8 protein-coding genes are annotated in these 16,145 nt (G+C 44.0%); 5 read left to right on the top strand and 3 right to left on the bottom strand.

Going from position 1 to position 16,145, the window contains the following annotated elements:
- Positions 1-184 precede the first annotated feature (184 nt).
- A complete protein-coding gene (locus tag ACRRU2_RS26220; protein ID WP_432506201.1) occupies positions 185-844 on the bottom strand; it encodes a phosphatase PAP2 family protein in 660 nt (219 codons plus the stop codon).
- A 189-nt stretch (positions 845-1,033) separates the two neighbouring features.
- Between ACRRU2_RS26220 and ACRRU2_RS26215 the strand changes: the two genes are divergently transcribed.
- Both ACRRU2_RS26215 and ACRRU2_RS26210 read left to right on the top strand, forming a co-directional pair.
- Positions 1,034-2,245 carry a glycoside hydrolase family 88 protein gene (locus ACRRU2_RS26215; protein ID WP_432506199.1) on the top strand — a complete coding sequence of 404 codons (1,212 nt, stop codon included), beginning with the start codon at positions 1,034-1,036 and terminating at the stop codon, positions 2,243-2,245.
- A 92-nt stretch (positions 2,246-2,337) separates the two neighbouring features.
- Positions 2,338-8,811, top strand: a complete 6,474-nt coding sequence (locus ACRRU2_RS26210) for a polysaccharide lyase family 8 super-sandwich domain-containing protein (RefSeq protein WP_432506197.1) — start codon at positions 2,338-2,340, stop codon at positions 8,809-8,811.
- A 966-nt stretch (positions 8,812-9,777) separates the two neighbouring features.
- Here ACRRU2_RS26210 and ACRRU2_RS26205 read toward each other — a convergent pair.
- Positions 9,778-10,458 (bottom strand): response regulator, encoded by a 681-nt coding sequence (locus ACRRU2_RS26205; RefSeq protein WP_432506195.1) that lies wholly within the window; start codon positions 10,456-10,458, stop codon positions 9,778-9,780.
- A 271-nt stretch (positions 10,459-10,729) separates the two neighbouring features.
- Entirely contained in the window at positions 10,730-12,232 is a 1,503-nt protein-coding gene (locus tag ACRRU2_RS26200; RefSeq protein ID WP_432506193.1) for a sensor histidine kinase, read from the bottom strand.
- Between the two features lie 116 nt (positions 12,233-12,348).
- Here ACRRU2_RS26200 and ACRRU2_RS26195 point away from each other — a divergent pair, with 116 nt between their 5' ends.
- The 3 genes from ACRRU2_RS26195 to ACRRU2_RS26185 all read left to right on the top strand — a co-directional run bounded on the left by ACRRU2_RS26195 (position 12,349) and on the right by ACRRU2_RS26185 (position 15,654).
- A complete protein-coding gene (locus tag ACRRU2_RS26195; protein WP_331700771.1) occupies positions 12,349-13,698 on the top strand; it encodes an ABC transporter substrate-binding protein in 1,350 nt (449 codons plus the stop codon).
- 162 nt (positions 13,699-13,860) lie between these two features.
- On the top strand, positions 13,861-14,748 hold the full coding sequence (locus ACRRU2_RS26190; protein ID WP_331700772.1) for a carbohydrate ABC transporter permease: 888 nt from the start codon (positions 13,861-13,863) through the stop codon (positions 14,746-14,748).
- A 24-nt stretch (positions 14,749-14,772) separates the two neighbouring features.
- Positions 14,773-15,654: a carbohydrate ABC transporter permease gene (locus ACRRU2_RS26185; protein WP_331700773.1), complete on the top strand. Its 882-nt coding sequence runs from the start codon at positions 14,773-14,775 to the stop codon at positions 15,652-15,654.
- The last annotated feature ends 491 nt before the right edge of the window (positions 15,655-16,145 follow it).

Genomic DNA, 16,145 nt, shown 5'->3' with positions numbered 1-16,145 from the left:
GAGCAGTTTTAACGACGAAAGCTGTTAAACGTCTGCTAGTGTTCGGCAACGAAGGAAAAAGCGTAAGTTCTCGGGATAAATGCATCCCTCGAACTTACGCTTTTTTAAGTTTTCACCATATAAGCCGTTAATCTTGCTGAATAAAGCTGCTTACGAAACAGTACATATTATGGTTTGTTTGCGGCTAGCCATTCATCATTGCGCTTGTTTCACTATTTTTCTTATGCAAGGCTTGTTGTCTGCCTGCAGCGTAATACACGATTCTGTAAACAGCTTCCGCCAGAACGACACCGCCTATCACGTCAACCCATGCATGCTGTTTGATAAAGACAGTTGAAGCAATGATAGAAATAAATACGATGGAAAAAGTTATTCGTAGTCCGGTCTTGAGCAATTTATGGCGATTCATTGTAATGAGCAGCAGGTAGCTGGTTAAGCAATGTATGCTCGGAAAGCAATTGACAGGTTCGTCATTGCTGTAAATAAATTGTACAAGCGTTGTGAAAATATCATTTCCGGAAATTTCCGGACGCGGCATATGAGTAGGGAAAAGAATAAATATGATATTGCAGACGATGACGGCTGCATTATACGTAATGATAGTTCGCCAGTACAGCGAGCGATCCTTTAACCCTAGATAAATAAAAGAAATATAAAGCAGAGGCATCCATATTGCGTAAGGAATGACGAACCAGATTAGGAAGGGGATGCGATCATCAATCCAATTGTTAATTCCTATGCCCTTATCACTGAACAGATAACCGATGAGCATATAGATAAATCCTTGTCCTGCGATCGACAGAACAGCAAGCAAATGAATATTTTTTTTAATCAGCTGAATCATTAAAACCTCCGATACAGTTGTTTTTACCCTACCTATAGTAACACAAACCAGGCAGGAAGCAACCGACTTTAGTCGTAATGGACTAGCTCGACGATTGGCGGGGGTATAAGATTTACCCCTTATATTACCTGCAAGCTGCCATTATATTATTAGTTGATTACAAAATATGCGAATAAAGGGGGAACTGTAATGGCTGTCAATCCAGACAAATGCCAAAAAGTACAACAACCGCATCGTTTTGAGAAAGCGTTTTCCAGAGAAAAATTTCAATCTTCGCTTGACTTTGTTATGAACCGCATCGATCAAAATTTGGAGCAATTCACCCATCAATTCCCTTCGGCACATACGGTAAACAATGTTTACCAGCCAGTCGGGAATGCAAGCATGAAGTACTTTTCGGACTGGACTTCTTCTTTCTGGACAGGAATGATTTGGCTTGCTTATGAATTGACGAAGGATCCCAAATATCTTGATGCAGCAAAGGTCCATGTGGACAGCTTCAAACAGCGTCTGGAGGACCGCGATATATTAAATCATCATGATATCGGTTTTTTGTATACGTTGTCATGTGTTGCCGGCTATAAGCTGACTGGTGATCAAAAAGCGAAGCAGACTGCGCTCGACGCAGCAAAATTGCTTGCTATGCGTTTTAGGGAGAAGTCGGGCATTATTCAAGTTCGAGGTTATTTGGAAGATACAGAGCATAAGGAGCGCGGTGTATTTATAGTCGATTGCTCGATGAATGTGCCGCTTCTATATTGGGCCGCTGAAATGACAGGCGACAATACTTATTATGATAAAGCGTATAGGCATATGCATAATGTTATTGCTCATATGGTGCGCGAGGATGGCTCTGCTTATCAAATATTCCATATTGATGCGGACACCGGCGAGCCTGTGCGCGGCTGGACAGGTCAGGGACATGCCGATGAGGATTGCTGGTCGCGAGGACAGGCTTGGGCTATGTATGGTCTGCCATTAAGCTATCGTTACACGGGAGACAAGCAATTTGTTGAAGTGGCAAAGCATGCCTCTAATTACTTCTTAAATAATTTGCCTGAGGATTTGGTATGCAATTGGGATCTGGTTTTTCTTGAGCAAGACGGTCAGCGGGATACTTCGGCTGCAGCGATCGCAGTATGTGGCTTGCTTGATTTGGCGCGCCAGCTGCCGGTATTGGACGATGACCGCACGCTTTATGAAAAAGCCGCTTTAGCTATATTGGAATCACTTGCAGACCATTATACTACCGTTAATGACCCGAACGCGAATGGTGTATTGGGTCATGGTGTATACAGCTATCCTAAAAACTTGGGCGTAGATGAGTGCAATACATGGGGCGACTATTACTATATGGAGGCGCTTGTGCGTGTGCTCCATGACTGGAAGCCTTATTGGTAAGCGATACAAGCGGCAGAATATTTTTTTGAAGACTGCCGCTTCTTAAAGCTGTTGAATGTAAGCGCTTAATATAACGAGAGGAAGTGAAATAATTGATTCGCAAATCTGCAATGTTAAGTCTTATTTTATTACTTATACTGACTTTATTGCCGCAAGGAAATTGGAGCAGTATGACGGCTGAAGCAGCTGGGAGTACTTATTTGCATTTGGATTTTGACAATTATTCTTTGGAGCCGTCGACGGCAGGACCGGCAAGCGCAGCTGGAGGCGGGGGCAATTGGAGTTTTTTTGATACAGTCGCAGGGACAGATTATGCTTTTGGGCAGGTGTTTCCAGATAAAGCAGGCAGGAGCTTTACAATGGTTTCCAATACGACAGGAAAAAATTTGAATACTCAAAAAAGCAATCTGACCATTCCTGGAGATAGCACAAAGCAAATCGTTGTTATGGAAGGCCGTTTTTTATTTGATACGATTACACACGAGCGCAGATTGTTTTATGCGAATTTAACCAAGCAGCCCGATACGGCGGTTTTAGGTTATGTCACTGTTATTATGGATGCCCAGGGCAGCATGAAGCTCGAGTATCCTGCACCGGATGGCAAAAAAACACTGATGCTGGGCAGCTATGAGCCTAATAGCTGGTACCATATTCAAGTTTATATGGATCTTCATAATAAGCAGCTGCAGCTGTATGTCAATGGAGAGCAGCTGGCTGAAAATGTGCAGCTAATAGAAAACTGGGATAATTTGCGCCATTTTCGTTTCACGCAAATCGGGAAAACAGGGGAGCAGGGCCAGATGACCCTAGACGATATTAAGGTTTACGACTATAGCGCTGTTGAATCTGTTGCTTTGAGCGAAACAGCATTGCAGCTCTCTCCCGGCGATCAGAGGCAGCTGCTCGCTTCCGTATTGCCTGCTGATGCTACTAATACTTATTTAATCTGGTATTCCGACGATCCGGCTGTTGCAGCAGTCGATGAGAAAGGCATGGTTACGGCCGTTGCTAATGGAAGTACAACGATTTATGCAGCCAGCAAAGAGAATAGCCAGCTTTTTGGCACAGCTGCTATTACAGTGGATACCTATGTGCCAGTTGAAGGAGTAACGGTCAATCCAGCTGCGGCTGAGGTACAGACTGATCGTACAATAAGCCTGGAAGCCGTTATTACTCCTGAGGAGGCAACAAATAAAGCAGTAGAATGGACAAGCAGCGATCCTGAGATTGCGACGGTCGACAGCAATGGCACAGTGTACGGCCTAACGACCGGAACCGTGAATATAACGGCCAGCAGCCTGGATGGCGGACATTCGGGAGAGAGCACAATTACCGTTATTGCTAGAAATACGCCTGCTGAAAGCATTGAATTGCCGATGTCTATTCGAGTAGTGAAGGGTGACAAGGTTAAGCTCACCCCTGTATTTTATCCGGCAGACACTACTAACCGCGAAGTACAATGGTCTTCTGAGGATGATTCAATTGCTATAGTTGATTCGTCGGGCGTTATAACAGGCCTGGAAGCAGGGACGACTGTTATTCGCGCCTCGGTTACAAACGGATCTGAGACAGTACAAGCCGAGACAACCGTTGAAGTAGCTGAAGCGAAATTGCCTAAAGATGAGTTCGATGAAATGCGTCTTCGCTGGAAATCGATGCTGGATGGCGGGCCGCTGCTAAATACAAGCCATCAAGATATTAACAACCAGGTTCAAGCAGCTAATACGAGTGCCCAAAAATTATGGGACAGCATGATTACGGATGGAAGTACGGCTGCCTTATGGCCGGATATTTTGCCTTCCACTACAGACTCAAGCTACTTCAATACGTATTTAACAAGGCTGCGCGATATGTCCTATGCCTATTCGATGCAGGGCGGTTCGCTATACCATAATTATTCACTGCTGCAGGCTATTAAATACGGCATGGATTGGGTCTATGAAAATGCCTACAATGAACATACAGCTGAATTTGGAAACTGGTGGAATTTCGATATCGGAGCTCCATTGCGTGCAATGGATATATTAGTCATGCTTTATGACGAAATGTCTTCGGAAGAAATTGACCGCTATGTTCGGACAGCGGATCATTTTATTGGCGATATTATGTCGCCGTCATTTAATTCCACTGGCGCTAATCGTTCAGATATTATGACGATTGAAGCTGTAATCGCCATTTTAACTAAAGACGGGAGTCGTTTGGACGATGTGCTTGTCCAGCTCCGTCCGCTGTTTGTTTACGTGACAGAAGGAGACGGATTTTATGAGGACGGATCGTATATTCAACACGGGACCATTCCATATACCGGCAGCTATGGCGAGGTTTTAATAAGGGGCATCGGCAATTTGTTTTACTTGCTTAAGGATACGGCTTGGGAAGTGACAGATCCGAATGCTGTGAACGTATATCGCTGGATTTATGAATCTGTGGCGCCGGTTATATACCGCGGTGAGACGATGGATATGATTCGCGGCCGCGCTATTGCCAGAGAAGCACTAAGCGGGCATCAGGCTACGATTGGCATTATGTCGGGAATGATACGGCTGGCCATGGCGGCACCGGAAGCCGATGCCAAAAACTTCAAGCAAATGATGAAGCACTGGGTGCTGACTACCGATGCCCAGTTGAATGTGTATAAAGCTTTGCGTTTGGATCTTATCGAGCCGCTGGAAGCGATTATGAATGATGCTTCGCTTATCCCTGCTGCCGATACGCCAGCCCATTACGAATTTGGCGCTATGAATCGCACCGTTCATATTCAAGAGGATTTTGCTATCGGCATTAGCAAAAGCTCGCGCAGAATTGCAACCTATGAGCTGACAAACGGAGAGAATGGAGAAGGCTGGTATACGGGAGATGGCATGACGTATCTTTATACGAAGGACGCAACGCAGTTTGCCGATGACTTCTGGGCGACGGTGAACCGCTACAGGCTGCCGGGAACAACGGTGGATACTCGTCCGCGTAAAAATGACCACTATCAGTACGGTGACGGCGAGACAACGCCATCCAACAATTGGGCAGGAGGCGCAGTCTTGGGTTCCGACGGCATCTCAGGCATGAACCTGCAGCAGGTAGGAACTACGCTCAGCGCCAATAAATCCTGGTTTATGTTTGGAGATAAAATCGTTGCGCTCGGATCGGACATTACAAGCAAGGATAATCGAACAATTGAAACGATCGTAGAGCAGCGAAAACTAAATGAAGCCGGCAATAATGCTTTAACGATTGACGGAACTTTGCAGCCGGACACACTGGGCTGGAGCAACCAAACTTCTGGAACGGAATGGATCCATTTGCAGGGCAATGTCAGCGGATCGGATATCGGCTATTATTTCCCTGATAAGCCTGTATTGCAGGCAAGCCGAGCTACAAATAGCGGCACCTGGTACGCTATCAACCAGAATGATTCAGCAAGTAAGGATGTGCGGACAAGGAACTATCTGTCTATTTGGTTCGATCATGGCAAAAATCCAGTAAATGATACGTACAGCTATGTGCTGCTGCCAAACCGTACAGCGGCTGAAACGGAGCAATTTGCCAATTCGCCGTCTATTGAGATTATAGAAAATTCTCCTGAAGCGCATGCTGTGGCTGATCGCGCTACGAATCAAACGGGTATTAACTTTTGGAAGGATGCAGTTAAAACAGTAGCTGGGGTAACGTCAAACCGGCAAGCCTCCGTTATGCTGAAGGAAGCTGGTGATGATACTTTAGAAATGGTTGTTGCCGATCCTACTTTTGTAAATACTGGTATTATTGAAATAGAGATTGATCGCTCTGCTGCGGCTGTTATCGAAGCGGATGAGCAAATTTTCGTCACACAGCTGCACCCGACGATTAAGTTTAACGTAAGTACGGGCAGCTCCTTAAGCAAAAGCTTTCATGTGAAGTTTGACCTCGATCCGGCTAAGGAAAGGCCTGACCCGGAGCAGGATATACCTTCCCTGGAGAATGTGAAGCAGCCGCCAGCAGAAGAAGTGCCGATTGCGCATGTGCATGCTTCGTTTGACCAAGAGAAGCTGGGCAATCAGCCGCAAGGCTGGACGATCAAGCAAGCCGGCAATACAATTGCGACAGTTGCATCGCCTGAAGGGGGCGAAGATTATGCACTGCGTTTAGTTGACAGGAATAACGCTGGTGCAGCTGTTGCGTCAACCCATTTCCCGGCACAAGTAGGCTTTATAAACGTTGCCTGGACATTTGCGGATATGCTGGGTGCTAGTGGCTCGAAATTCCAATGGCTGCAGGGCGATCAGACCGCTATTGAACTGGAGCTGAAGGATAACCGGCTGTATTGGAATGACGGGCAGGGGAACAGTCATTTGATTAAAGAAGCTTCCCCGGCTAACTGGCATAAGGCCAAATTGCAGGCTGATATCGCCAATCAGCGGTGGGATTTGTGGCTGGACGGCGAATTAGTTGTCGTTCAGGGTGCTTTTAAACAGTCATTATCTGCAATTGACCATATGCAAATACAAACGGGCTATGCAGAGGACAATGTTTGGCTGTACGTTGATGACGTGACGGTATTTGTTACAGGGGCTGTTCCGCTTATAGCAGAAGAGTTCGAAACCTATGAGACTGGCGGATCACCAGGAGACTGGATCGTTGTGGAAAATAAAAACAATGCGCCTGTTTATATCGTTTATGATGAGGATGAACGAAATAAAAGCGTGCTAATGGACGACCAGAATACTTCTTTCAGAGCGACAATTAAAAAGATGTTTGCCCCGCAATCGGGCCGATTTATTGCGCAGTGGCGGTATAAAGAGCTCGGAGGCGGCAAATATCCGGAGTTTCAGCTGTTGAATCAGGCTGCGCCAGTCATCCGCTTAAGCTCCAGCTCGAACAATTATTTGCGTTATTACGGTCCAGGGGCAAGCGCCAACTCTACAGCGGAAAAAGCAAAAACGAAAATTGGCGCATGGCATACAGTAAAGCTGGATGTGGATACGGAAAAACAAACCTATGATATTTACTTTGACGGACAGCTCGTTGAGCAAGGACTTGGATTTTACGCACCTGCAACGCAAATTGACGGAATTTTATTTGGCTCCGCATACAGTGCGGCCGACGCTCCTCTATATATCGACAGTGTAAAGGTATATGCTTTTGACAGTGAGGCTCCGGAATGGGAGTCATCCGCTGATCTAGCGTTTTCTGAGGTAACTTCAAGCAGCGTGCGGCTCCAGTGGCCTGCTGCAGCAGATAATATTGGTATTGGTTCTTATGCCATTTTTCAAAATGATACTTTGGCGGCAGCAGTAAGCGGCAATCAATCAGAAGTGACGATAAGCAGCTTAAAGCCGTCAACGAGCTATAACTTTGCTGTATACGCAGTTGATCAAAGCGGCAACCGGTCTGCTTTGCCATTGGCTGCGGATATGAAAACATTAGCTTCGCCTGTACAGCCGCCAATTTTTCCTGATGGAAATGCAGGCGGCGGCAACGGCACAGGTGAGGCTGTTAACGAAGCTGTACTGAATGCAGACTTGATCAAGAAGTATTTACAACAAGGAAAAGCTGTTGTTAAAGCCGGAGAGTATCAAGCAAAGCTGCCTGCACAGTGGCTGGCCTGGCTGCTGGAGCAAGAACTGCCGCAGTTTGCCAAGGCGCAAAAGCTGGCGCTAGAGCAGGTGCAGGTTATTGTCCAATTAGGCAAAGCCGCGGAAGAACTGTCGCCGAAATGGCTGGAAGCGATACAGCAACAATATGGCAGCCCGGCGGCTGCAATGGCAAGGCTCGAAGTTACACTTCGCAATCCGTCAAGCGGAGAGCAGAAGCTTGTCAGTATGCCTAGAGGGTATTATGCGGAGTACTCGCTGCCTCTCGATGAGCGGGTCGACCTCAGCCGTTTGTCCGTTGTTCAGTGGAATGAAGCAAGCGGGGAATTTGTATTTGTTCCTGCCAGCTTTGAGATCGTAAACGGCGTGAAAAAAGCGATTATTAAAAGTGTCAACACAGGTCTGTTTGCCATTGTGCAGTTGCCTTCTGCAGCCGCTTCATTCTCAGATATAAAGGGGCATTGGGCAGAGGAAGCGATAGCTTTGCTTGCATCCAAACAATTGCTGAAGGGAATGTCCGCCGCTTCCTTTGCTCCCGAGCAATCTTTAAGCCGGGCGCAGCTGTCCGTTATTCTTGTAAGAGCGCTGGGCTTATACGCACCTTCGTCTGAAAAGGCGGCATTCAGTGATGTGAACGGCGAAGAGTGGTTTGCGGAAGCTCTTAATATTGCAGTAGAAAGCGGATTGATTACTGGCTACCAGGACAACAGCTTCCGTCCTCATGCTTCTGTATCGCGTGAAGAAATGACGGTAATGATTGTCCGCGCACTGCAGCTTGCAGGCTATGAGGCGGACCATTCAGACGCCAAGAAAAGCATTTCTGACTTTGCGGATGCGAGCGACATACAGCCATGGGCCAGGTCTTCAGCCGAATTGCTTGTTCAAGCAGGCATTATAAACGGCGTAAAAGCAGACCAGTTCATGCCTCAAGCTGAGCTGACCCGGGCGCAAATGGCAATCATCCTTGAACGAATGATGCAAATGCTAAAGTTTATATAGTTAATTGTTAGTCATATCAAGAAAGAACGACACAGTCTTTCAAGGACGTACGGTTTCTTCGAGAAATGTAAGAACAAGTTTATAGAAGAACTTATAAATTGTTGTAATTAAAAAGCCCGTTGTGCTAATCCGATATTCGGATTTGTACAATGGGCTTTTTTTTAACGTCCTCGATTAAGGACGATCGTACAAAATAAGAATTGGCACAGGTGCTGCTTAAAATGCAGAATCTTAACGGACACGGACGTCCTTTAGCTAGAAAAAAGTCATAATGCCATCAATTTTAGAATTGTAACGGAACTGAGAGGCTCTATTTAGCAATAAAAAGGTGGTTTAAAACTGTAACGGAACTGTGGTGCGCTATGGGGGATCCTTTCCCCGTTTAGGTAGTATTTTGAGTAAATAAGGTTTCTCAGTTCCTTTAGAATTTAGAATAAGCTGATTTCCGTACAATAGCGTGTCTCAGTTCCATTAGCGTTTTTCAACGGCCTGATTTTCCTTTTAGATCTGCATGTTCGCCTAAAACCGTCACAATGTCGGACGCTGCCGCTCCATTATGCATAGGTCCACAAAGGCGGGCGCTGCCACTGTCGACTCTTAAAGTGATTTGTATTTGTCATACCCTCATGTGAATATTAGATCTAACGGTTGCCGCAGAGCTTATTCGTTCAAAAATAAGGTGTATTACAATCTAACGGTTGCCATTGCCGCTATTTCGTCAATATCTGCTAAAAATACGCCAAAATGCCGAAATAGCCGCTACTACAACCGTTAAAAATAAAATCTGTATAAAATCAGCTCTTTAGCGGCTGCAGCAACCGTTACACACTTTGGACATAACGGGGAGAAATCTTACTGAAATCAGTCCGCGAAGAAACTGTACTTCCTTGAAGAAAGACCCTGAAATGAAACGCGCTGTCCCCATAAGGACGGCGATAGCCGTTTCATTTTGGCTCAACTCCTTGATTACAAGGTGCTGGCAGCATCGAATATTTTAAGCTCGTTAACTAACTTGACGACATCCTTCGTGCGCTGCATATTGAATTTTTTCAGAATGCCGTTAATTTGTTTTTTTATCGTTTCCATTTCTACGGAGCGCATATCAGCTATTTTTTGCCTGCTGCAGCCTTGGCAAAGCAGCTTTAATATTTCCAGCTCGCTCGGCGTTAAAGTTGAAATAATATTCAAGGTCGACATCAGCTTCGATTCCATGTTCTTTACCCGCACCAGCTCATTGCGCAGCTTTTTTGCAATAATAGGGCGAATCGGGGAATCATCCTGGTACGCGGAGCGAATCCCGTCAACAATTTCCTCTTGTGTTGCGGATTTTATAATATAATCGACGATTCCGGTTTGAAAAGCAGCAAAAACAATATTATCGTCCTCATGTACGGTAAGCACGATAATTTTTGTATTAGGCAGCTTTTCGTGAATTTCTTTGGCGGCTTCAATGCCTGCGAATTGCGTCTCCATCTCGATATCCATCAATATAATATCCGGTTTGCTCTGCAGCGCGCACTGAACGGTGCTTGCACCGGTATGCAAAGAGCCCATAATTTCAAAATCTGCTTGTGTATGAATAATGCGTTCCAGCCTGCGGCGGTGAGCTTCCATATCATCTGCTATAACAATCTTTATCGTAGACATCACGCCACCCTCTTTCATCATAATAGTTACACAATTTCACCTGGGGAGAGTATCGATTCATTGTGAATAGACCATAAGCGGAAGAAAAGAAGGACCACTACGATCCAGGTTGGACTTCCGACCGCTGTTGTCCGACAATTTTTTAATTCGATTAAACCAATAAAGGTTTAAATTGTCCGACAAAGGCGGACGCTGCCGCTTCTCCAGTTCCAATCTGGCTCTTCGTTTTCTTTTCTGCCGCTTTCAAAATTGTCTATAATGAAGCGACACGTTAAATAAGAGGCAGTAATATTTTGAATACGGTTCCTTTTTTCAGCTGGCTGTCCACTTCCATTTTTCCATTGTGTGCAGTTACGATTTTATGGCAGTAAGACAAGCCGACACCCCAATTCCGGGCGGATGATTTGGTTGAAAAGAAAGGTGAAAAAACATCTGTCAGATGTTCTCGAGCAATGCCGGGGCCGTTATCCTGTATCGATACAAAGCCCCAATCCTCTTGATCCTCTATCGTAATGACAATTGCGGCATCCTCTTGGCCTTGCAGCGCTTCAATCGCGTTAATAATGATATTGTAGTATACCTCGCACATATGGTTTTCATCGATAAACGCTTTTCTGCCCATAGATTCCCTTTTTACTGTAATTGGTATTTGTGCTTGTTCTGTCGATAGCTTCGCAATGGCTTTTTCAATAGGCACATGAAGCTTGATCGCCTTAAACGACAGCGAGATGCTGTTCAATTTGTTGGAAGCATCATTAATCGTTTGATAAGAATCAGCACAGGATTTCAAAATAAGCGACAAGCTGTACTGCGCTTCGGGATCGGAAGCGAACCGTTCCTTTAAAAATTCAGCCTCTGAACGAATGGCCAGCATATGGTTTTTTATAGAATGCGTAAAGGCTTTCACACCTAGCGAAGCTGTTTTAATTTTTTTATTAATATCTGCGTTGATAAATTTATCAAGCTTCTCCATAGAGGTATAGCGAGAAAATGTAAAAATCATGCTGCCAAGCGCAATAATAGAAATAATCGGAAACCAATTCATTTCATAAATAATATTACTTATTTGCGGTTTCAAATAGTTGGGAAATTCTTTAAGATAAGTCGGTTTTACTAATATTTTTGGCGCCCATGAAAACATGATAATATGAATAACCGCAACTGGAAACAGGCAAACAATATGATATAACGTGTATCTGTGTAAAAAATGAACGCGATAATTTTTAATAAAATGAAGCCCCAGTAATACAAATGAAGTGAAGATAGCGGCATTTTTTAACCACAACGTAACGATATAAATAACATCTCTGTATCGATTAAACAGCAATCCCTGGTTAAAGCTCTGACTGTAAAAATGATCCTGCAAAGCCATGTTGAACGAAGGGTCGTAATAAATAATTTGTATGATCATTAAGAATACGATCGGGATATACAAGTATAAATTTTTTAGCTTGCGATGCCCCAACGTATACGAAATCGAAAAGAGCAGAAAGGAATAGCCGAATAAAATAATGCCTATGTTAAATAGGCGGATCAGCAGGTTAGGATCGAAATTTTCCAATACAAGCCGATTCCAGGAGCCAGGGCTGAAATCATAAAACTTGCTGACCTTATCGTAATACACATTGAATTTGCTTATATAAAAAATATAAGAAAAGAAGGATAGCATCCACCCTATAATAATGCCATACAGAAAATACGTGGACAGACTGGCCAGTTTTTTGTAGGTTAACACAACGGTGAACAGCAGTAAAACAATGGATAAATAAGTCATTTTCGCACGCCTTTCGTCAAAAGGGGGTATAAAAGATTCAACTTATGGATTACTAAAGAATGCGTTTACAATATAAATTGTAACGAAGTATAACATGTCTGAGAGGGGATTGCAAAATGAAAAAAAGCTGGTTATTACTATTATCTCTGACGCTGATTATTGGTTTATTGGCGGCGTGCTCCGGCGGGGGGAAAGCTCCAGAGAATACAAAGCCTGCGAATACAGAACAAAATGGTGCAGGCAATACGCCAAATAACAGCGGCTCCAAGACGGTGAATTTTACAGTGCCGGTGCTGCCTGACGATCTTGCTGCTTTTGAAACGGCTTACAAAGAGTTTGAGAAAGAAAATCCGAATATTAAAGTTAAGTTCATTACATTCCCGGCGAATCAGTATTACGAAAAACTTCGCATTCAATTGTCCGGTGGCGTAGAGTACGACTTGTTCGGCGGAGTGCTTGACTCCATGATTGACACTGGCATTATCGAACCGCTTGATGATTATATCAAAAATAACAATGTGGATGTTTCTGGTTACGGTGAAATGTTCGAGGGTATGAAGATCAACGGCAACTCCTATGGCTTGCCTTACCGCAAATCGAACTGGATGCTGTATTACAACAAAGATTTGTTTGATCAATTCCAAGTGCCGTATCCAAGCGATGATATGACATGGGACCAGTTCCGCGAGGTAGCGAAGCAAATGACGAAGGGCTCTGGACAAGACAAAATTTATGGTGCTTTCCTTCACACTTGGGCTCAAACATGGTATATGCAGGCTGTACAAGCTGGCGCAACGATTATTGACAAAGATATGGAGCCGTTCAAGAAAGCGCTTCAGTTCAGATTGGATATGGAAGCTGACGGTTCAATCATGAAATGGTCTGAGCAAATCGCTTCCGGCGCGCATTACAATGCGGCTTTCCAAAAAGGCAACATCGCAATGAACTTGATGGGCGACTGGCATGTGGCGCAGCTTAGAACGGCAGAAAAAGAAGGCAAAATCAGCTTTGACTGGGATGTAGTGCCTATTCCGCATCCAGAAGGCGTAGAGAAAAATACAAGCCTGGAGCTTCCAGTAGCTTTGATGATTAACAAAAATTCTAAGCACAAGGAAGAAGCGTTTAAAGTGATTGAGTTTATGACAGGCAGCAAAGGCGCGGAAATTTTCGCAGGTCTTGGTTATTTGACAGGCTTCACGAATGACGCGGTAAGAGCGGCTTATGCGGGAGACAAATCGCAAAAGCCAGAGCATATCAATTACTTTAATGACGCAAAGGCAGTTCCAGAGTATCCAATGCTTCCAGGCGTGAAAAACATTGTCGTTAACGGCATATTCAAGCAAGAAGGCGAGCTTGTGTTTGTTGGAGAGCAAACACCGGATGAAGCGATTGCCAAAATTGCTGAGCGTGTTGAAAAAGAGTGGGGCAGCATTTATGCGGATCAGTTCAAAATCGGTTCAAAATAATCGTCCCATAGGAGTCATTTTTTATAATGCAGCAATGCCAATTAGATTATGAAATTGACTCTAGATTAGTGAAATAGCGGATATCCATAGGCAAGCCTGCTGTTTATGACAGCTAAGAAGCGGAATGGTGCAGGCTTGCCCTTTGGTTAAGGAGTGTGCGGGATGCGTAAAAAAAGCTCGATGACAAGAAGAAATAGAATAACCGGCTATACATTTTTGTTGCCGAATATTATAGGATTTGCTTTGTTTGTATTTTTACCTGTATTGGCTTCATTTTTTATGAGCTTTACAGAATGGAATGGTTTTGGGCCGCTTAAGTTTGTAGGCCTAAGCAATTATATTAAATTATTTGAAGATGATAACTTCAAAATCTCTTTTATTAACAGTATTATTTTCACCATTATTTCTGTTCCGATTACTTTATTTTTAGCGCTTATCGTATCGGTTTGGCTCAACGCGGGTATTAAGTTTATTAAATTATTCCGTACAGCAGTATTTCTTCCGTATGTAACAGCAACAATTGCAGTTGCCGTAGTATGGCAGCTCATCTTGAACCCGAGTATGGGGCCGGTAAACAATATTTTGAGGAATATCGGCATTGATCAGCCGCCAGGCTGGTTCTCCGCATCCGCTTGGGCATTAGTATCGGTAGCTATCGTCTATATATGGCATTCGATCGGCTACTACATGGTTTTGTATTTAGCAGGGCTGCAAGGCATTCCTGATCATTTATATGAAGCTGCGGAGCTTGACGGCGCAGGAGCGGTTGCAAAGTTTTTCCGGATTACATTGCCGATGCTTTCCCCTATCATTTTCTTCACGGTCATTATGGGGGTCATTAACTCCTTTAAAGTATTTGACTTTATCTTTGTTCTGACGCAAGGAGGACCTGGCAGATCCACGCAGGTGCTTGTATACACCATATACAATGTAGCCTTTAAACAGTTCAGCTTCGGTTATGCTTCGGCTATGGCGTATGTACTGTTTATGCTCATCCTTGTCTTCACGTATTTGCAGTTTAAAGGTCAGAACAAATGGGTTAATTACTAGGCTTTATAGGAAGGAGCAGAACAGATGGAAGCTAGCATTGCAAAGCAAACGGGAGAGAACCGTTCATCTAAACAATCAATGAAGCGGTCGCAAACGATTAAACAATCGTTGCTGTATATTATTCTTACCATTACTTCGGCATTTATGGTGCTCCCTTTTGTATGGATGGTGTCATCATCGCTAAAAGCAGAGCATGAAATATTCGGATTTCCAATTAAGTGGATACCGGAAAAGTTTTATTGGAGCAACTATGTAGATGTATGGACGCAAATTCCATTTCATCTGTACTATCTGAATACGATAAAAATCGTTGTCATTACAATAGCAATTTTGCTGGTTACCTGTTCCATGGCGGGATACGCTTTTTCAAAAGTAAAATTTCCCGAGCGCGACGGATTGTTTTTCGTCTACCTGGCAACGATGATGATTCCTTATCAGGTGATGATGATTCCGCAATTCGTTCTAATGAAGCAATTCAACTTGATCGATTCGCATTGGGCGTTGATTTTGCTCGGCGCGGTCAGCCCGTTCGGCGTATTTTTGTTCCGCCAGTTTTTCTCTTCGATTCCTGACGAGCTGCTGGAGGCGGCTAGAATCGACGGGCTCAACGAGTTCGGCATTTATTTAAGAATCGTGCTGCCGCTGACGAAGCCGGCGATCGCTACATTGGTCATCTTCTCCTTTATGCATACGTGGAATGACTTTTTGGGACCGCTTATTTATTTGACTTCGGATAACTTGTATACCTTGCAGCTCGGTATGCAGCATTTTATCGGACAGTACAATACAGAGTATTCGCTGCTTATGGCAGCAGCAGTGTCATCGATCGTTCCTACAATAATTGTATATGTGCTGGCTCAGGACTATTTTGTAAAAGGTATCGTTGGTTCTGGCGTGAAAGGCTAGGGAACAGGCAAAGGCGGCGCAAGCTGCCTTTGCCTGTTTGAAAACTGATTATTTTGTCACGAATCTGGGAGACGCTATCTGTGAGCAAATACTCATCAGAGCTGCGTTTCACAGCTGAACGAGTACTCACACGCTAAGCTAACTTATGCGGGATAAGCTCTCACGCACTAAAGCTAACATATGTGGAACAAGCTCTCACGCACTAAAACTAACATATGTGGAACAAGCACTCACGCACTAAAACTAACTGTATTTCCTGTGTTTAGTTTTAAAGAATTTGGCTTTTTTGTAATTCTAAGGGGAAAAACCGCATTTAGTTTGACGCAATTCTCAAAAAATAGGGTAATTTGATAAAACTAGATGCATGAAATCCATTTAGAATCGTTTATTCGATAAAAAAGAAAAATCTAGATGCACAAAATGTACTTAGCTTCTACGAGCATTTGTCCAACTTTCATCTTATACTTTTCAACAAGCTCATTTCGCAGGAT

It is taken from the genome of Paenibacillus sp. GXUN7292, assembly GCF_050864975.1.
In the GTDB taxonomy this organism is placed as follows: domain Bacteria; phylum Bacillota; class Bacilli; order Paenibacillales; family Paenibacillaceae; genus Pristimantibacillus.
The sequence above is the reverse complement of the archived record's forward strand: the minus strand, read 5'-3'. Positions and strand labels throughout refer to the sequence as shown.